Origin of the sequence: Actinoplanes sp. NBC_00393 (genome assembly GCF_036053395.1) — a bacterium.
Taxonomy (GTDB): domain Bacteria; phylum Actinomycetota; class Actinomycetes; order Mycobacteriales; family Micromonosporaceae; genus Actinoplanes.
Genome location: NZ_CP107942.1, coordinates 3,806,615 through 3,824,006, shown reverse-complemented (window position 1 = coordinate 3,824,006; position 17,392 = coordinate 3,806,615). Strand labels below are relative to the sequence as shown.

The 17,392-nt window shown below is 70.9% G+C and carries 19 protein-coding genes; 10 read left to right on the top strand and 9 right to left on the bottom strand.

The genetic code is table 11. The features are described from left to right. Positions 1 to 63 precede the first annotated feature (63 nt). From OHA21_RS18055 to OHA21_RS18045, 3 genes are read left to right on the top strand one after another with little or no spacing between them, the layout of a single operon-like run. On the top strand, positions 64 to 618 hold the full coding sequence (locus OHA21_RS18055; protein ID WP_328475216.1) for a dihydrofolate reductase family protein: 555 nt from the start codon (positions 64 to 66) through the stop codon (positions 616 to 618). An 8-nt stretch (positions 619 to 626) separates the two neighbouring features. Beyond that, entirely contained in the window at positions 627 to 2,468 is a 1,842-nt protein-coding gene (locus OHA21_RS18050) for a glycoside hydrolase family 5 protein (protein WP_328475215.1), read from the top strand. 16 nt (positions 2,469 to 2,484) lie between these two features. Continuing rightward, the gene (locus tag OHA21_RS18045) at positions 2,485 to 2,655 is read left to right on the top strand and encodes a hypothetical protein (protein WP_328475214.1); all 171 of its coding nucleotides are present in this window, start codon (positions 2,485 to 2,487) and stop codon (positions 2,653 to 2,655) included. Position 2,656: 1 nt separating this feature from the next. Here OHA21_RS18045 and OHA21_RS18040 read toward each other — a convergent pair whose 3' ends face one another. Then, the gene (locus OHA21_RS18040) at positions 2,657 to 3,241 is read right to left on the bottom strand and encodes a hypothetical protein (protein WP_328475213.1); all 585 of its coding nucleotides are present in this window, start codon (positions 3,239 to 3,241) and stop codon (positions 2,657 to 2,659) included. Between the two features lie 143 nt (positions 3,242 to 3,384). Between OHA21_RS18040 and OHA21_RS18035 the strand changes: the two genes are divergently transcribed. Next, positions 3,385 to 4,413, top strand: coding sequence for an NAD(P)/FAD-dependent oxidoreductase (locus tag OHA21_RS18035; RefSeq protein ID WP_328475212.1), 1,029 nt, complete (start codon positions 3,385 to 3,387; stop codon positions 4,411 to 4,413). 17 nt (positions 4,414 to 4,430) lie between these two features. Further along, positions 4,431 to 5,195 carry a hypothetical protein gene (locus tag OHA21_RS18030; protein WP_328475211.1) on the top strand — a complete coding sequence of 255 codons (765 nt, stop codon included), beginning with the start codon at positions 4,431 to 4,433 and terminating at the stop codon, positions 5,193 to 5,195. Between the two features lie 76 nt (positions 5,196 to 5,271). Here OHA21_RS18030 and OHA21_RS18025 read toward each other — a convergent pair whose 3' ends face one another. After that, positions 5,272 to 5,853 carry a YcxB family protein gene (locus OHA21_RS18025; protein WP_328475210.1) on the bottom strand — a complete coding sequence of 194 codons (582 nt, stop codon included), beginning with the start codon at positions 5,851 to 5,853 and terminating at the stop codon, positions 5,272 to 5,274. A gap of 137 nt (positions 5,854 to 5,990) precedes the next feature. Between OHA21_RS18025 and OHA21_RS18020 the strand changes: the two genes are divergently transcribed. The 5 genes from OHA21_RS18020 (at position 5,991) to OHA21_RS18000 (ending at position 11,020) form a co-directional block, all read left to right on the top strand. Then, positions 5,991 to 6,680, top strand: coding sequence for a hypothetical protein (locus OHA21_RS18020; RefSeq protein WP_328475209.1), 690 nt, complete (start codon positions 5,991 to 5,993; stop codon positions 6,678 to 6,680). 171 nt (positions 6,681 to 6,851) lie between these two features. After that, on the top strand, positions 6,852 to 7,217 hold the full coding sequence (locus OHA21_RS18015) for a response regulator (protein ID WP_328475208.1): 366 nt from the start codon (positions 6,852 to 6,854) through the stop codon (positions 7,215 to 7,217). An 80-nt stretch (positions 7,218 to 7,297) separates the two neighbouring features. Continuing rightward, positions 7,298 to 9,781, top strand: a complete 2,484-nt coding sequence (locus tag OHA21_RS18010; RefSeq protein ID WP_328475207.1) for a PAS domain-containing sensor histidine kinase — start codon at positions 7,298 to 7,300, stop codon at positions 9,779 to 9,781. 199 nt (positions 9,782 to 9,980) lie between these two features. Beyond that, positions 9,981 to 10,679, top strand: coding sequence for an energy-coupling factor ABC transporter permease (locus tag OHA21_RS18005; protein WP_328475206.1), 699 nt, complete (start codon positions 9,981 to 9,983; stop codon positions 10,677 to 10,679). Further along, positions 10,676 to 11,020 (top strand): PDGLE domain-containing protein, encoded by a 345-nt coding sequence (locus OHA21_RS18000; RefSeq protein ID WP_328475205.1) that lies wholly within the window; start codon positions 10,676 to 10,678, stop codon positions 11,018 to 11,020. The genes OHA21_RS18005 and OHA21_RS18000 overlap by 4 nt, the downstream gene beginning before the upstream one ends. Before the next feature lie 144 nt (positions 11,021 to 11,164). On the opposite strand, the gene OHA21_RS17995 is transcribed toward OHA21_RS18000, so the two are convergent. From OHA21_RS17995 to OHA21_RS17965, 7 genes are all read right to left on the bottom strand, one after another. After that, positions 11,165 to 11,518 (bottom strand): hypothetical protein, encoded by a 354-nt coding sequence (locus OHA21_RS17995; protein ID WP_328475204.1) that lies wholly within the window; start codon positions 11,516 to 11,518, stop codon positions 11,165 to 11,167. A gap of 70 nt (positions 11,519 to 11,588) precedes the next feature. After that, entirely contained in the window at positions 11,589 to 12,125 is a 537-nt protein-coding gene (locus OHA21_RS17990) for a hypothetical protein (RefSeq protein WP_328475203.1), read from the bottom strand. Between the two features lie 15 nt (positions 12,126 to 12,140). Beyond that, positions 12,141 to 13,601 carry a PepSY-associated TM helix domain-containing protein gene (locus tag OHA21_RS17985; protein WP_328475202.1) on the bottom strand — a complete coding sequence of 487 codons (1,461 nt, stop codon included), beginning with the start codon at positions 13,599 to 13,601 and terminating at the stop codon, positions 12,141 to 12,143. Between the two features lie 128 nt (positions 13,602 to 13,729). Further along, positions 13,730 to 14,443, bottom strand: a complete 714-nt coding sequence (locus OHA21_RS17980; RefSeq protein ID WP_328475201.1) for a class I SAM-dependent methyltransferase — start codon at positions 14,441 to 14,443, stop codon at positions 13,730 to 13,732. Continuing rightward, the gene (locus OHA21_RS17975; RefSeq protein WP_328475200.1) at positions 14,440 to 15,213 is read right to left on the bottom strand and encodes an ABC transporter ATP-binding protein; all 774 of its coding nucleotides are present in this window, start codon (positions 15,211 to 15,213) and stop codon (positions 14,440 to 14,442) included. The genes OHA21_RS17980 and OHA21_RS17975 overlap by 4 nt, the downstream gene beginning before the upstream one ends. Further along, a complete protein-coding gene (locus OHA21_RS17970; RefSeq protein WP_328475199.1) occupies positions 15,210 to 16,184 on the bottom strand; it encodes an ABC transporter substrate-binding protein in 975 nt (324 codons plus the stop codon). The genes OHA21_RS17975 and OHA21_RS17970 overlap by 4 nt, the downstream gene beginning before the upstream one ends. Beyond that, a complete protein-coding gene (locus OHA21_RS17965) occupies positions 16,184 to 17,272 on the bottom strand; it encodes a FecCD family ABC transporter permease (protein ID WP_328475198.1) in 1,089 nt (362 codons plus the stop codon). Before OHA21_RS17965 ends, OHA21_RS17970 begins: the two co-directional genes overlap by 1 nt. Between the last annotated feature and the right edge of the window lie 120 nt (positions 17,273 to 17,392).

Sequence of the window (17,392 nt, the reverse complement as noted above, 5' to 3'; positions counted from 1 at the left end):
CTACCGGCCGGTCCGCCGGAGTTGGAAATCTAAACCATGTCACCGACACCGAAGGAGCCAGACATGCGCCGCATCATCGCTTCCACGTTGACCACCCTGGACGGTTACATCGACAACCCGCACCTGTGGTCGATGTCGTACAACAGCCCGGACGCCCTGAAGTACGCGCTCGACCTGACCCTCGGCTGCGACGCCCTGCTACTGGGCCGGGTCACCTACGAGGGCATGGCGCAGGCGTGGCCCACGATGGGCGGCAACCCGTACGCCGACCACGTCAACAGCATCACCAAGTACGCCGTCACGTCCACCCTCGACAAGCCGGCCGACTGGGACAACTCCCGCCTCATCCGCGGCGACGAGCTGATCCCCGCGGTGACCGCCCTCAAGTCCGAGCCGGGCGCCGACATCCTCACCTGGGGCTGCGGCCGGCTCACCGACGACCTCGCCGCCAACGGCCTGCTCGACGAGTACCGCATCTGGGTCCACCCGGTGATCAAGGGCGAGGGTGAGCCGCTGTTCCGCCCGCAGAGCGTCACCGCGCTCGAGCACGCCGAAACGACCACCTTCGATTCGGGTGTCGTCCTGCTGACCTACCGCCCGGTGGCCGCAGCCGTTTAGATGTGATCGTGCGTCTCCTTCTGGCCCAGCTGCTGCTCGCCGCCCTGCTGCTGCCGGGCGTGCCCGCAACGCCCGCCCACGCCGCCGCCGACCCCGGGTGGACAGCGCCACTGTCCACCCGCGGCCGCTACATCGTCGACGCGGACGGCCGGCGCTTCAAACTGCGCTCGGGCAACTGGCACGGCGCGAGCGGCACCTGGTCCGGATCGGGCGACACCCACCACGCCGGGGAGGACTCCGGCCGGATCCCGCTCGGCCTCGACCGGGCGCCGCTGGCCGCGATCGTCGCCGACTTCCGCGCGCTGGGCCTCAACAGCGTGCGCCTGCCGTTCTCCAACGAGATGCTGCGCGACACCGTCGCGGTCACCGACACCGCGGTGGCCGCCAACCCGCAGCTGCGCGGCCTCACCCCGCTGCAGGTGTACGACCGGGTCGTCGCCGCGCTCACCGGCGCCGGACTCGCGGTCATCCTCAACAACCACACCAACACCACCCGCTGGTGCTGCGCGGTCGACGGCAACGAACGGTGGAACACCTCGCAGACCGCCCAGCAGTGGGAGGACGACTGGGTGTTCATGGCCCGCCGTTACCGCCACGACCCGCGGGTGGTCGGCGCCGACCTGTACAACGAGGTCCGCCGTACCGTCCTGGACGACCCGAACTGGGGCTGGGGCAACGCCCACGACTGGTTCGCCGCCTCCCAGCGGGCCGGCGACCGGATCCTGGCCGAGGCCAACCCGAACCTGCTGATCATCGTCGAGGGCATCAACTGGACCGGCATCCCGGTCGACGGCTTCGCCCATGAACGGCCCACCCTGCGACCGGCCCGCACGCTGTCACACACCCTGGTCCGCTCCGGGAAACTGGTCTACTCGGCGCACTTCTACGACTACACCGGCCCCAACCACAGCGGCGCCACCGGCGTCGGGGAGACCACCGACCCCCGCTACCGGGACCTGAGCGCGACCGAGCTGGCCACTGTCGTCACCCGCGACGCCCTCTTCGTCGCCGCCGACGCCGGGCAGCACTTCACCGCGCCGGTGTGGATCAGCGAGTTCGGTGTGGACGGCGACGCCGCGCCCGGCAGCAAGCAGCGCGCCTGGTTCGAGAACTTCACCGACGTGCTGATCCGCGCCGACACCGACTTCGCCTACTGGCCGGTGGTCGGCTGGGCGGAGAGCGGCAACGAATGGGGCCTGCTCTTCTACGACTCCGCCGGCCGGCGCTCGGGGTTGCTCGACAACGGCGACTGGCGCTCCGCCGCCTGGCAGCGCCTGATCACTGCGCAGACCAGGACGGGGTACGTGGAACCGGCGCCGACCCGCTCGATGCTGAGCCCCGACCACGCGGACTTCGTCGCCTCGCTGCGGCTGCGCGCCGAACCCGACTGGGACCGCGGCGCCCGCAAGGCAGCCTGCCCCGACGGCCAGCGCCTGATCGGGTTGAGTCGCACCGGAAAGCGCGGGCTCTGCACCGACACGGCGTTGTCCGCCACCTGGACCGCGTACCAGGTGGTCACCGACGAGCGGCACGTCTCGCGTGACTGGGCGTCCGGCTACACCAAACTGCAGTGCCCTTCGACATCACTGCTGATCGGGTACGCCCTGCGCGGCGCCGCCACCTCCAGCGCCCTGTGCGCCACCGCCCTGCCCACGCCCGGCGACCCGGGCCGCACCGTCTGGTTCGACCGCGGCGACAACCGTCCCGCCGGCAACCCGGGCGGCGACTTCGCCAGCGGCCACTACAAAGGCCAATGCGCGGACGACGAGTACGCGGCCGGCATCGCCTACACGGGCCGGTTCGGCTCCTCGCGTACCCCGGATGCTCTGCTCTGCCGTCGCCTGCCGTGAGAGTTACCGTGGAACGATGAGCGCTGACAAGCTGTTCAAACGACTTCGCAAGGTGACCTTGATGGATCAGGCGACCGGCGCGGCCGCGGTCAAGGCGCTGCGGCGGCAGATGGCCGAGCACGAGACCCCGGCCGCGGTCTGGCCCGACGAGCACCGGGCAGCGACCCGCCGCCGGCGTCTGCGGTGAATCACCGGAGCTGAGCGCAACCGCTGCTCCGGCTCTCGATCCACGGCGTGCCGGCGAGGGTTACCGGTGAGACGGTCCGGAGCTGCTCGTCCGCCGTCTCCACGCTGACGGAGGCGACGAGAGCCGAGGGCTGGGCCACCGTGCACTTCCACTCGACCACCACGTCGACCGGGACGGCCGTGCCCGGCGCGACCTGGCGTTCCTTCTCGGGGCTGAGCACCGTGACGCCCGGCTGGTCGACCCGGACGGCAAGGACGTTGACCTGTGCCGGCCCGGCGTTGACGACCGTCACCTGGGCGTCGATGCGGACCCGCCGCTGTCCCTTGTCCACCGTCAGCACGCCGGACTCCGCGAAGAGCAGCACCGAGGCCGCGGATCTCTCGGCCTGATCAGCCTGGTCCGCCGACGCTGCGAGCGGCTTGTACCACCAGAGGTAGGTCGCGACGCCGCCCAGCACCGCACCGGCCAGCAACGATCCCACGACGAGCAGGACCAGCGCCCGCGCGGTGGCGAGCCGGCGCCATCCGCGGCCTGAAGTCCCGTCCGGTGGTGTCCGGTACTGAGGTGGCTGGTCCAGATCGATCACTGCCTGCCCTCCCTGGCGACGTCATGAGCCGGCGCCCGCAGCGTACTCATCGCAGTCACTGTGTAGATCTGTTCCGGACCCGCGACGGCCTGAGCGTGGAGAAGCTCGCGTACGTGACGGGTCAGGCGCTAACGTCGGTGACCATGAAGATCGGGGTGCTCGGTGCAGGGGTCGTCGGACTGTCGGCGACCGTGGAGCTGATCCGGCGCGGCATCGACGTCACCTGCTACGAGGCCGGCACCCCGATGGCGGAACGCTCGGCGGGCGACAGCCGCATCTTCCGGCTCGCCCACGCCTACCCCGACATGGTCGAGTTGGCCGCCAAGGCACGCCGGCTCTACACCGGGTGGGCCGAGCGCGCCGGCGAAGCGCTCATCGACGAGGTCGGCACCGTCATCAGCGGCGACCACACCAGCGCGTGGGCAGCCGCGATGGCCGCGGCCGGCGCCGGCCATGAGGTGGTCGAGCCCGGTTCGCCGCTGCTGCGGGTCCCGGCCCGGCTGAGCGGTCCGGCGCTGCTGGACCCGGCCGGCGGCATGATCCGGGTGGACCGGGTGCGCACCTTCCTGGTCACGGCGGCCGCGTCCCACCTGCGGCAGGCCCGAGCCGACAAGATCGAGTCAACCCCGGGCGGCGTACGGGTATGGTCCGGCCCCACCGCCGAAGAGTTCGACGCCGTCCTGATCTGCGCGGGTGCCGGCACCCCCGCACTGGCCGCGGACGCCGGCATCGACGCGCCGTCCGCCCTGGAACACCACGTGCGGTTCAGCTTCCCGCTGCGCCCGGACGCACCGCAGCCTCCGCAGTGCCTGATCACGCAGCACACGTACCAGCACTCGTCCGCACCCGGCACCTGGGCCGTCGGCGCCGACATGGACCCCGCCGCGGTCTCCTGGGAGGGCGGCCGCGAGGCCGCCGAGCTGGCATCGCTGGCCGCGGTGACCGCGTACGTCACCGAGGAGCTGCCCGGCGTGGAGCCCCGTGTGATCGACCGCCTGTACTGCACCCACAACCCCGGCCTCAGCGACGGCCTGCAGTTCCTGCGCCAGGGCCCGGTGCTGGCCGTGCACGGCGAGAACCTGTTCAAGTTCGCCCCGCTGCTCGGCGAACTGCTCGCCCAGTCCTGCATCGACGGCTCCACTCCCACCGACGCCGGCCCCAACGCCGCGTAGGGCCGTACCCTGCCGATGTGATCACACGGTTCTTCGCGTTCATAGGTAGCCGCCGCCGCGTCATCCTGGCCGTCGCCCTGGTTCTGGCCGCGTGCTATCTCCTGGTGCAGGCCTGGGTGCCGTCCCTCGGCCGGCGCGCGTTTCCCGCGCTGGTGGCCTTCACCATGATCTCGCTGCTGCTCGCCGTCCTCGCGCTTGCGGTGGAGCGGCCGAAGAACCTCGTCGTCCAGCCCGGGATTCCGGCGTTCAGCGCTCCACCGCATCCGGGTCTTGTCCTCATCGCCCTGGGATATTTCCCTATCGGCACTGCCATGGCGGGCAGCGCCATCCGCGACTGGAGATCCGAGCCGTTCTCGTCGGATCTGGTTCCGGCGCTGGGCTACGCGGCCGTCCTTGCTCTGTGGATCGTCATCGCATGGGGGGACACGAGTACGCAGCTGCGGCCCGACGGTCTGTGGCAGCACGGCATCATGGGCCGGCTGTTCGTCCCCTGGGACGCCGCACCTGTCATCCCGGCTCCGCCGCCGGCCTCGAGGGACCGCACCATACTGCTGACGTACGGCCGACCGGAACTGGTCCGTCGATACGGCCTTCAGCTGCACCCGAACCGGCTGCGCACGGACCACATCGATCCGGGATTCCTCGGCGCCGCCATCCGCTACTACCTCGCCCACCCCGAACGGCGCCCCGACATCGGGACCCGGGACGAGTACGAGCGCGTCCTGCCTCGCCTTCTGAACCCGCTGGACCGGTCGACGCCACCCTGCGCGCCGCGGCCGTGATCGGATAGCGAAGAATGATCAACGAGCGGGCCGCTCGGCCGGGTCTATACCCCCGGGCGGTCCGCCGCCCTCGCGTTCAGCCCGCCTTTCCGATGAACTGGGCGTGCGTGGTAAGCAGCGCCCGCAGGTGGGACGGGTCCGTGTCGACGACGCCGCGCTTGGGCAGCACGATCACCATCGCGCCGAGGCCGCGGGAGGCCAGCAGGACGAAGGAGCGGTCGGTCTCGATGGCCAGTGGGTAGCTCGCCCAGCCGTACGTCGCCTCGTCGGTTGCTGAGCGCAGGTGGATTCCGGTGGCGGTGACCGTGCCCTGCGCGGGCTGTGACAGCGACGGGTTCCCGCGGATGAGCAGGTGGGCCTGCCAGCGGTACACGCCCGCCAGGATCAGATTGAGGACCAGCACCGCGATGGTGCCGAGGACCGACGCCACGGCTGCGGCGAGCACGATCGCTATCAGCGCGGCGCCGGGCGGCATCTCCCACACCCGGGCGGCGGCGAGGCCGGTGAGCGTGGCGGCCGCCACCACGACGATCATCATCGGTACGCGCCGCCGCAGCCAACCGCGGCGCTGCTGGGCTGCGACCGCGTCCCGCAGGTCCTCCGGCGTGAGGGTGTAGTCGAGGCGGATCGGCGCCGTCGTGGCGGGTTCGGAAGACACGAGGCAGCACCTTACTTCAATATCCACTCCGGTTCGGGGGCCGAAATCCGGACAGAACCGTCGCTGAATCGTGTGAAAGATGATCCTTCGGGTACCTCCAAGCTCTGCCACCATGACCGACTACCGGAGGAGCAGGGGTGACGACACCGGCATCGACCCAGACTCCGTCCAGCGCGCAGCCGTTGGCCGAGGCGCTCGTCGCGCTTGCTGAGACGCCGGACGACATGCCCGGCCTCGACGCCCGGCTGGAGCGGCTGGCTGCGCTGGCGGCCGAGCGGATCATCGCCGTGGACTATGCAGCGACCGCGCCGCGCCTGGACGGCGAGTCGTACACGGTGGCGACCAGCGGCGAGCTGGTCGAGGACGTCTCCTCCGCCGCCCCGACCACGGTGGCCGGTGCGGCGACGACGACGATGACCTGGCCCGGCTTCCGGGAGACGGCCGCCGGGATGGGGCTCGGCGTGGTGTCGGTGCCGCTGTTCACCGGAAGTGGCGCAACGATCGCCAACCTCGATCTGTACAGCCGTGACGCGGACGCGCTGGCGCCGCTGACCGTCGGGATCTGCGCCGCCTACGATCCCGAGGTGCCGTGGCCGGCCGACCCGGGCGACCTGCAGCCCCTGGACGCCGGCGGCGAGGAGCTGATCAACGGGTTCGCGGAGGCGCTGTCCGTGCGCGCCACCATCCAGCTCGCTCTCGAATTGATGAACCAGGATGCCGGTTCCGCTGCCCTGAACGCCTACGCGAAGCTGCGGCTCGACGCCGTCACCCGGGGCATCTCCCTGTCGGCCGCCGCGACCGCGGTCATCGCCCGGCGGCTCGGCTGAGGGCCGCCGGTGCAGTGACCCGGCAACGTCCCTTGTGCACTATCTGTACTTCCGGCCGCTGCGTTCATTCTTTCAGCGGGACACAGGTCGCCGTTCGGCTTACCTCGGGACGGTGAACACCGATGCTGCTCTACGTTGCCGTGCGTAAGCGTGACAGCAGAGGGAGAAGCAGTGGCGAGTGTCGTGGTGGTCGAGGACGAGGAAGACGTGCGCCGGGTGATCGTGCGCCTGTTGCGGCGTGCCGGCCATGAGGTCGAGCAGGCCTGCAACGGCAAGGAGGGTCTCGATCTGGTCCTCGGCAATCCGGTCGATCTCGTCGTGAGCGACATCGACATGCCGGTGATGGACGGGATCGAGATGTGCCGGAACATCCGGGGCGACGCCCGTACCCGTGATCTTCCCATTCTGATGGTCAGCGGAAGCCTTCTGCCGGGTGATGACCGCCCGCTGCAGGCCGGAGCGACCCTCGTGCTGACCAAGCCGTTTGCAGGCCCTGAGCTCCTGCAATGTGTCGCGGAAGCGCTGGACCGAGGCTAGGGATCAGTGCCGGGAAACGCCTGGTTTGCGGTATCACATGATGGGAATACCACCGCGACGCGACGAACAGGAAGGCGGCTGTGCTGCACCGCAACCAGGCAGTCCTGAGTGACCCGGCCCGGCTGGCTGCCGCCGAGCGGGCTACTCGGTTACTGGCCACCACGGGGCTGTCCTTGGACAGCGTCGCCCACATGGCCGCCTCGCTGCTCGACACGCCCCTGGCCGCGGTCTCGATCGTGGGGCGTACGGGGGAGCAGCGGGTGGGCGGTCACGGTCCGCTGCCGGCGGCCGGGTCGGTCGGGGAGTACGTGATCTGCGGGGACGGATCCACCGTCGTGGCCGACATGTCCCGCTCGATGCCCGGCCATCCGCTCGCGAAGGCCGGGGTGACCGCCTTCGCCGGAGTGCCGATCCATGACCTCTCCGGCCGGCCGTTCGGGGCGTTGATCGTCCTCGACATGCGGCCCCGCGAGTGGGCGGAGGACCAGATTCTTGCCCTGACCGAAGTGTCGTGCCTGCTCAGAGCCTCGATCCACTGGGATGATCAAGTCCCGGCCGACCGGGACGAGACCGGGATGGGGATCCTCGACAGCGCGGCGCTGCTGGACAGCGTGCAGGAGGCGTTCCTCGCCGTCGACGACGACGGGGTGGTGCGCGGTTTCAACCGGTCAGCCGAGGAAATGCTCGGCTTCGCCTCCGCCGAGATCTGCGGGCGCCGCCTGGATGACACGCTGCGGCCCGACTACGGCAGTGAGCCCATCGGTACGGCCCTCGGCCGGCTGTTCGCCGCGGGCCCGGTACGCCCGGTCGTGCGGGAGCTGAGCATGCGGCACCGCGCTGGGCACCGGGTCGCAATGCGTGCCGCGCTGTCCGTGGTCCGCGGGACTGCCGGCCCGCTGGCCTGCGTGTTCCTGACCGATCTGTCCGCGCAGGCGGCGGCCGAGGAAGCCGCCGAGCGGCACGCCAGCTTCTTGGCGGCGCTGCTCGACAGCCTGTCGGTCGGAGTGATCGCCTGCGACGACTCGGGCCGGGTGAGCGTGGTCAACCGGGCCATGCGCCAGATCCAGAATCGGCCGGAGACCGGGCCCGTCCCCGACGACGTGCCGGACGTCGTGGGGCAGTACCTGTTCGACGACGAGATGCGCCCGCTGTCCTGGGAGCAGACGCCGGTGATGCGGGCCCTGAACGGCGAGTACATCAGCGACCTCGACGTGAAGGCCCGCTGCGCCGACCAGCGGGTGCGGACATTCGCCGCGACGGCGCAACCGATCACGAGTCGCGACGGCCGGCGGCTCGGCGCGGTCGCGGTGGCCCACGAGGTCACCGCCCTGCGCCGCGCGGAACGCTTCGGCAGCTGCCGCCGGGAGGTGGAGTACGCCCTGCGTTCGGTCGAGACGATCGCGGAGGCAGCCCCGGCGGTGCTGAAGGCGGTGACGGCGACCCTCGGCTGGCCCTGCGCGGAACTGTTCCTCATCGACGAGGCGACCGGGGAACTGCGCGCCGTGGGGCACCACAGTGACGCCGGCGAGGCGCCTGATCAGCTGTTCGGGCACGTGCCGGTGCGCGGGCTCGGCGTCACCGGCCGGGTCTGGCAGACCGGTGAGCCGTTGTGGGTGCCGGACATCTCCGAGTTCTTCAACCTCACCACCGCCTACGAGCAGGGGCGGGTCGAGCTGTGCGCTCGGTACGGCATCCGCACCATCCTGGCCGTGCCGGTCCGCGACGGCGGCACCCTGCTCGGGGTGCTGACCTGCTACGCGGGCTCCCCGGAGGTGCACGAGGAGCTGCTGACCGTGCTGCTCGACGGCGTCGCCGCGCAGATCGGCGTCTATGTGGCGCTGCGCCGCGCCGAGGAGCTGGCCCGGCAGCTGCGCCGGGCGCAGGACGACTTCCTTGCCCTGGCCGGGCATGAGCTGCGGACCCCGCTCACCTCGATCACCGCCAACGTCACCATGCTCGTCGAGGAGGCCGAGGCGCTCGACGACGAGCAGCGGCAGATGCTCGACACCGTCGCCCGCAACACCGCGACGCTGCGGCACATCTCCGACAGCCTGCTGGACCTGGCCGGCCTCGAGTCCGGCCACCATCTCCTGAACCTCGATCGCATCGACCTCGTCGCGCTGGTGGCCGAGGCGGTCACGGTCTTCCGGCTCTCCGCAGCCGACGCGGGAGTGCAGCTGCGGGCCGACCTGCCCGCGCACCTGGCGGTGACCGGCGACGCCCGCCGGCTGCGGCAGGTCGTCGACGACCTGCTGTCCAACGCCGTGAAGTACAGCCTCGCCGGCGGCGAGGTCGAGGTCGCCCTGCGGACCGGCGACCGCGACGTCGAGCTGTCGGTGACCGACACCGGGATCGGCGCGCCCGCCGAGGAGTACCCCCGCTTCTTCGACCGGTTCTACCGCGCGAGCAACGTGCGCCACCACGGCATACCGGGCAGCGGGCTCGGGCTCAGCCTGGCCCGCGCCATCGTGCGCCTGCATTCCGGCACGATCACCCTGCGCCCGCACCAGCCGGCCGGCACGACTGTGCGGGTCAGCCTCCCGCTGCACGCCCCGGCGGCCTGAGACCGCCGGGGCGGGCGGATGTGTCAGCTCGCGACGGGACGGCGCCGACCGCGACCGCGGTGTCCAGCATGTGCAGGGATTCCTTCCCTCGAAGTGCCGGCGGCGCGCGGGAAGGAGGATCTGGGCACCGCCGGTCATCCGCTGGGTCTTCAACTGCGAATCCCACACAGTGGCAGGTCCTGACTGGGGGAGGGTGTTCATGGATGTGGTGGCGATGCACATCGCCAACGGGATCATCGACGGTCCCGTTTCGTTGATCTTCACTGGGATCGCGGCGGCGGGTCTCGCGGTCTGCGTCTGGCGGGCCAAGGCGGACCTCGACGACCGGCTGGCCCCGATGGCCGGGCTGGTGGCGGCGTTCATCTTCGCCGTGCAGATGCTCAACTTCCAGGTGCTGCCCGGGGTCTCCGGCCATCTGCTCGGCGGCACCCTCGCGGTGATTCTGGTCGGTCCCTGGGTCGGCGCGCTGTGCGTGGCGACCGTACTGATCGTGCAGTGCCTGCTGTTCGCCGACGGCGGCCTCAGCGCGATCGGCCTCAACGTCACCAACATGGCCCTGATCGGCGCCGCGGCGGCGTACGTGCTGGTCGCCGGTCTGCTGCGGGTGCTGCCGAGGACGCCGGGCGGGCTCGGCGTCACCGCCTTCATCGCCTCGGTGATCGGTGTCGTGCTCGCTGCGATGGGCTTCGTCCTTCAGTACGCGCTGGGCGGCACGACCGAGCTGTCGCTCGCCGGGGTCGCCGCCACCCTGGGCGGTGTGCACGTGCTGATCGGCATCGGTGAGGGCCTGATCGCCGCCACCACGGTGGTTACGGTGGCGAAGGTCCGCCCGGATCTGGTGTACGCGAACCGCCACTTCCGCAAGTCCGCCGTTCCCACCGCCGGAGCCGCCGTATGAACCGGAAACTGGGATGGTTCCTGGCCGGCGGCCTGCTCGTCGCCCTGCTGCTGGCCGGTGTGGTGTCCAGCTTCGCCTCCGGCAGCCCGGACGGTCTGGACTTCGCCGCCCGCGAGGGCTGCACGTTCAGCGCCGACGACGAGATCACCGGCGGCACCTGCATGCTTCAGCAGGAGGGGGCGCACCAGCTGGCCGACAGCCCGTTGGCCGACTACGCGATCCGCGGCGTCGGCAACGAGTTCCTGGCGACCGCCCTGTCCGGGGTCGCCGGAGTGCTGGTCACCTTTGCCGTCGGGGGCGGGCTGTTCTGGTTGGTGCGTACCCGTGCTCGAAAGGTCTGACGGCCAGGCTTATTGCAAAAGGCTGGCAGTTGCCGGAAGATGGCTATAGGAACCGAAGTTACGTGGCCGTGACCTGTCGTTCCGTTGCAAGGGCGTTCCGGCCGGCGATGATCCAGCGGCCGGAGCGCCCTTGTTGTCACGGGATCAGAATCGCGGCGCCGGATCGTATCCGAGGGTGTGCAGAATGGTCGTCACCACGATCGCGAGAGTGATCCCGGCGGCGGTCAACATGGCGAACGCGACGATTGCCAGCACGAGACTGTGCCCGGTTCCCCACAGCTCGGTAAGCATGATCCTGCGATAGTCGGTTCGCGCCCACTCGATCGGCGGCAGCTTCCTGCCGGCCGGCGGAACCGTTGCGGACGCTGTCCGTACCGGGGCATCGTGACTTGCCCCGACCCGGAAGCCATCCCGCCCTGAACCTTGGTTCGGCTTTGTTGCCTGCACCATGATGTCGCCTCCCTTGGCCACAACCAGCGCGATAGATGCCTTCCCCATCGGCAGTCCACGCCTCTCGAGGAGGGGCCGTTCGGCCTGTTCTGCGGGCCCATTGCCATGATCCGCCCGGTCAGCCGATCGAGATCACGAAGGTGGAGTGCTCACCGGACTCCAACCGCAACCGCAGGGTGAGCGCTGCCTCGGCGGCGTCGGTGACGGCGATCAGGGCGAGGCTTCGGCCGACGGCCTGGACCGGAATGCTCCGCGAGAGAGCGCCGAGCCGGTGCGACGCCGCCCAGGCGCGGACCGGGCCGAGGTCGGGGTCGGCGCACAGATGGACCAGGGTGGTGCTGTGCGTCTCCTCGGCGCGGATCCGCAGCGTGCCGTGGCCGTCGGTCAGGGCGCGCGAGACGCGTGCGGGGCAGGGCCCGCCGGGCGGTGCGGCCGTCAGGTCCGGCACGGCGAGCAGCGCGCCCACGCCGGCGACCAGGACGAGGAAGGCCAGCACCAGCAGACGCGCGCCCGGCGTCCGAAGCGATGCGGGCGGCTGCCGGCGCGCCACCAGGACGACCTGCCCGTGCAGGTGACGCACGCGCAGATGCGGGCGGGTGGCGCGCCGGTGCCGTGATCCGCAGTAGGGACGGCCGGGCGACGGCAGCGCGGTCATGAGCGACGAGCCTGATCAGCCCTTGACGGGTGCCGGAGACACCGGAACCACGTTGCGGTTCCGGCGGTTGCGCACGGCGCCCGTGACGACGTCGATCAGGAGGAATGCGATCAGCGGGATGCCGAACAGCGGCAGGGCCCAGGCCACGGCGAAGACGACCGGTACGCCGACGGCGATGCCCCAGGTCGGCAGCTGCTGCCAGGCGCCGCGGGCGGGTGGGGCGCCGACGGGTGCGCGGCGGTCGGCGCGGGTGGGGCGGCGCTGCCACCACATCCGGTAGCCCCAGACGATCACGGTGATCAGACCGATCGCCAGGGCGGCGAGGATCAGCTGGTTGGCCAGGCCGAACAGCAGGCCCATGTGCGCGTTGATGCCCCAGGAGGTCAGTTTCGCCAGGAACGGCCAGTCGGCGAAGTCGACCCGGTCGGTGACCGCGCCGGTGGTGTCGACGGCGACGCTGTCCAGGCGTACCGGCCAGAGGCTGTCGTTCTGGGTGACCGTCCAGGCGCTGGCGGCGTCGGCGGGCGGGGTGATCTGCACCGGGCCGTCGAGGCCGGCTTCGCGGGCCCCGCCCAGGACGGTGTCGATGGCGGCCGGGTCGGCGGCGGCGTCCGTGCCGGGCGAGGCGGCGCCGTGGTGCCCGCCGGACTCGGCACTGGCGCCCGGGGTCAGCTCGGTGGCGACGTACGGCCGGTTGCCGTTCATCGAGTCCAGCGCGGCGCTGAAGTTGGCGCCGGCGTAGTTGGACCAGGTCAGCCCGGTCGCCGAGATGATCAGCAGGCCGAGCAGCAGCCAGAGGCCGAGGGCTCCGTGCCAACTGCGAGTACGCCGTACGCCCTTCTTGGCGGCCAGGTCGGGAGCGAGCAGCCGGCGCGCGGTGCGGTTGCCGCGCTGCCGGCGCCACCACAGGATGACACCGCCCAGGGCGATGATCCACAGCCAGCTGGCCGCCAACTCCGAGTAGAGCGAGCCGGTCGTGCCGAGGTGCAGGTCGCGGTGGAACTGGTCCAGCCAGGTGTTCAGCGGGGTGGCCGTCCACCAGGTGGTCAGCCGGCCGGTCACCTCGGCGGTGTACGGATCGACGTACACGGTGTGGACCAGCTCGGACTCCACGCTGAGGTCGGGGGAGGTGAAATCAACCTGCGTGGTGCGGTCGGCCTCGCCTACCCGTACCCCGACAAGGTCGCCCTCCGGATGACTGGCTCGCGCCGCCGCGACCTGCTGGGCCACCGGCAGGGCCGCGTCACCGGGCTCCGCAACGATCAGCTCGCTGCTGTAGACGACCTTGTCGAGCGTCGGGGCGAGCGTGAACAGCAGCCCGGTCGTCGCCGCGACCAGCAGGAACGGGGCGACCAGGAGGCCGGCGTAGAAGTGCAGGCGCAGCAGCAACGGACCGAAGCTGCGGACGGGGGCGGTGCGGCGCTGCGCCTGGTGACCGCTGGTGGCGGGCTCGGCGACCTGGGGAGTTACGGCCATCGGCTGTCCTCATCGAGGTGTCGGCGGCGCTCTGGGGGTGCGCCGGCATCCGGGGACTTCGTCAAAGACCTCCGCCACATCGCGAAGGTCATGTCACTAGTCGCCGGCCGCCGCCCGGAAGTTCCCAGCTATTTTTCAGATCGCCGGCCGGTGATCAGAAACTGCATCTGGACCTCGTGGTTCTCGGCGACGCCGTACTGCTGATCAAGGCGGTAGATCGTGGTCAGCGGGGTCGCGGTGACGTCGCGCAGCCCCGCGTTCGCCATCAGCAGCACGGTTTCGTCGATCGACTTGGCGGCGGCCAACGGCAGCACCGCTTGCACCGAGTCGTCGTAGAAGCCGGCGAAGTTCTCCGAGGCGTTGTCCAGGCCGTCCGGGAACCAGGTGCTGTCGACCATGGCGACGATGCCGCCGGGACGCAGCAGGCGGATCCAGTTGGCGACCGCGGTCTGCGGCTCGCGCAGCGTCCACATCACGTAGCGGCCGACGACCGCGTCGAAGGTGGCGTCCGGGAAGCCGGGGTCGACCGCGTCGCCGAGCCGGAAGTCCGGGCCGCCCTCGATCGTGGCGGCGTGCGCGCGGGCGCGTTCCAGCATGCCTTCGGCCAGGTCGACGCCGGTGACCCGATGGCCCAGCCGGGCGAGGGTCATGGCCACCTGGCCACTCCCGGTTCCCACATCGAGAACATCAAGAACATCGCGGGGTACGCCGGACAGCGCGCTCTGCCAGATCTCGGACCAGGCCTGATCGTCCGCGGCGAGCCGGTCCGGCCGCTGCTGGTATTCGTCGTACGCGGGCGCCCGGCCGGTCCAGTAGGCGTTGATACGGTCCTGAGCGCTCACGCGGGGATCTCCTCGTCGATCGGGTGGAACAGCAGGTGCAGCTCGTCCTCGAGGTCCAGGCGCCGGATGCCGATGCCGTAGACGGGTTCGAGGATCTTCGGGTCCAGCACGTCGGTGACCGGGCCGGCGGCGACGACACCACCGGCGCCGAGCAGGACCAGGTCGTCGCAGTAGCGGGCGGCCAGGTTGAGGTCGTGCAGGACGACGATCGAGCAGGTGTCCAGGCCGCGGACCAGCCGCAGGATCTCGTGCTGGAAGCGGATGTCCAGATGGTTGGTGGGTTCGTCGAGCAGCAGGTGGGTGGCTTCCTGAGCGAGGGCGCGGGCGATCAGCACGCGCTGGCGTTCGCCGCCGGACAGCCCGGCGAACGAGCGGGCCGCCAGGTGCGAGGCGCCGACCCGGTCCAGGCAGCGCGCGGCGATCTCGTGGTCGCTCGCGCCGGTGCGCTGGAAGGTGCCCAGGTGCGGGCCGCGGCCGAGCAGCACCATCTCGGCCACGGTCAGCGCGGTCTCGCCGCCGGACTCCTGCACGACGACGGCCATCCGCCGGGCCGCGTCGCGCGGGGCCAGGGCGCGCAGTTCGTCGCCGTCGACGGTCACCGTGCCGGTAGGGCTGCGCAGGGCGCCGTAGAGCAGCCGCAGCAGGGTGGTCTTGCCGCTGCCGTTCGGGCCGATCAGGCCGAGCACGCGGCCCGGCTGAGCGGCGACGTCGACGCTGTCGATGACGGGGGTGGCGCCGTAGCGCCAGGACACCCCGCTCGCCTCGATCACGCCGGCGCCTGGAAACGCTCGACGATCCTCTCCAGGCCGTCGATGGACAGCGGTGACGGCGGCTCGGTGAAGTTGAACAGCTGCGGCATCACGTTGCCGCCGCTGACGGCCTTGAGTTTCACCGCGCCGGGCAGGCTGGTCACCGCGGCCTCGACCGCCTTCGGGTCGCCGTCGCTGTAGAGCAGGATCAGCACGTCGGGGTTGCGGCCGAGCAGCTCCTCCAGGGTCACCTCGAAGACCCGCTCCTTGCTGTCGGCGAACACGTTGGTGAACCCGGCCGCCTCCAGCTGCGGGTGCGCCATGCTGGTCGAGCCGTAGGCGTAGGTCACGCCGCCGCCGACGGTGGGGTAGAGCACGGCAGCCGTACGCTGCTCGGTGGGTTTCTTGATGCCGGCCATCCTGGCCTTGAGCGCGCTGACCGCGGTGGTGGCTTCGGCCTGGCGGTCGAAGACCTTGCCGTAGGCCTCCATCTGCCGGTAGATGTCGTCGAAGCTCGGCACGGCGGTGGCGTCCGGGCAGAGCGCCGGTTCCTCGAGCAGCGGGATGTCGACGCCGGAGAGCGTGTCGCGCGACAGGTTGTCGACCTCGCCGAGCACCAGGTCGGGCTGCTGGCTGATCACCACCTCCTTGGAGATCTGCAGGTGGCCGCTGGTGTCGGTCTTGTCGGTGAGCAGCGGGATCCGGTCGATCTCGGCCTGGGTGGCGGCGTCGTAGTACTCCTTCGGGTACTGCCCGGCGCGCGCGGTCACCCGGTCCATCACGCCGAGCGAGTGCAGGTAGGGCACGGCGGCGCTCTTGAGCAGCACGACCCGCTCCGGCGCCTTGTCGAAGCTCACCTCGGCGCCGCAGTTGGTCAGCGTGACCGGATAGCCGGAGGCGGCCTCGCCGGTGCCCGAGGCGGCGTCGTTCGCGCCGCACCCGGCGGCGAGCACGACGGTGGCGGAGACGGCGAGCAGGCGGCGAGCCCTCATCAGATTCCTTTCGAGGCGTGCAGGCGACGGATCAGGATCAGCAGGAACGGGGTGCCGATCAGGGCGGTGATGATGCCGATCGGAATCTCCTGCGGGGCGAGCAGCACGCGGGCGACCACGTCGGCCCAGACCAGCAGGATCGCGCCGAGCAGCGCGGCGACCGGGACCACGCGCACGTGCGGGGCGCCGACGATGCGGCGGGCCAGGTGCGGCACGACCAGGCCGACGAAGCCGATGCTGCCGGAGGCCGAGACCAGTACGCCCACACAGAGCGAGACGATCACCAGCAGGCGCAGCCGCAGCCGGTCGGGGGAGATGCCCAGCGTGTGCGCGGTCTCGTCGCCGACGGCCAGAGCGTCCAGGCTGCGGCCGGTCACCGTGAGGTAGGCGATCGTGCCGCCGATGACCAGCGCGGCGACCCCGAGCAGCGCGTCCCAGCGGGCCAGGCCGAGCGAGCCGAGCAGCCAGAACATCACCGAGCGGGCGCCCTCGGCGGAGCCGGACGCGAAGATCAGGAAGCTGGTGGTGGCGTACAGGGCGTAACCGACGGCGACGCCGGCGAGCAGCAGCCGGATCGAGGTGACCCGGCCGCCGCTGCGGGCGATCAGGAAGACCAGCAGCGAGGCCGCCATCGCGCCGAGGAAGGCGCTGGTGGACAGCGCGTACTGCCCGAAGCCGGCGCCGGCGCCGAACAGGATCGCGGCAGCGGCGCCGCTGGAGGCGCCGGAATTGATGCCCAACAGGTACGGGTCGGCGAGCACGTTGCGCACCATCGCCTGCAGGGCCACGCCGCAGACCGCGAGTCCCGCGCCGACCAGGACGCCGAGAATGACGCGGGGCAGCCGAACCTGCCAGACGATGGCTTCCTCAGGCGGCGTCCAGGTGACGTCGCCGACGCCGAACAGTTGATAGCCGATGATCCGGGCGACGGTGGCCGGGCTGATCCCGATCGCCCCCGTGCCGACCGCGACCAGCCCGGTGGCGATGAGCCCGGCAGTCAGCGCAAGCAGCCACAACGTGGTCCGGCGGCGCTGCGCGCCGAGGCCGAGAAGATCCCGGCCCGGACCGGCCGACAGGGTGGTGGTCAAGCCGGCACCCCCCAATAACCGCAGCCTAGTAGTTGCAAAAGATATGCAGCAAGGTAGCAGCATGATCATTGTGAGGTGAAGGGCGTTTCGCCCACTGTGTCGCTCGTCCGCCTGCGCAGG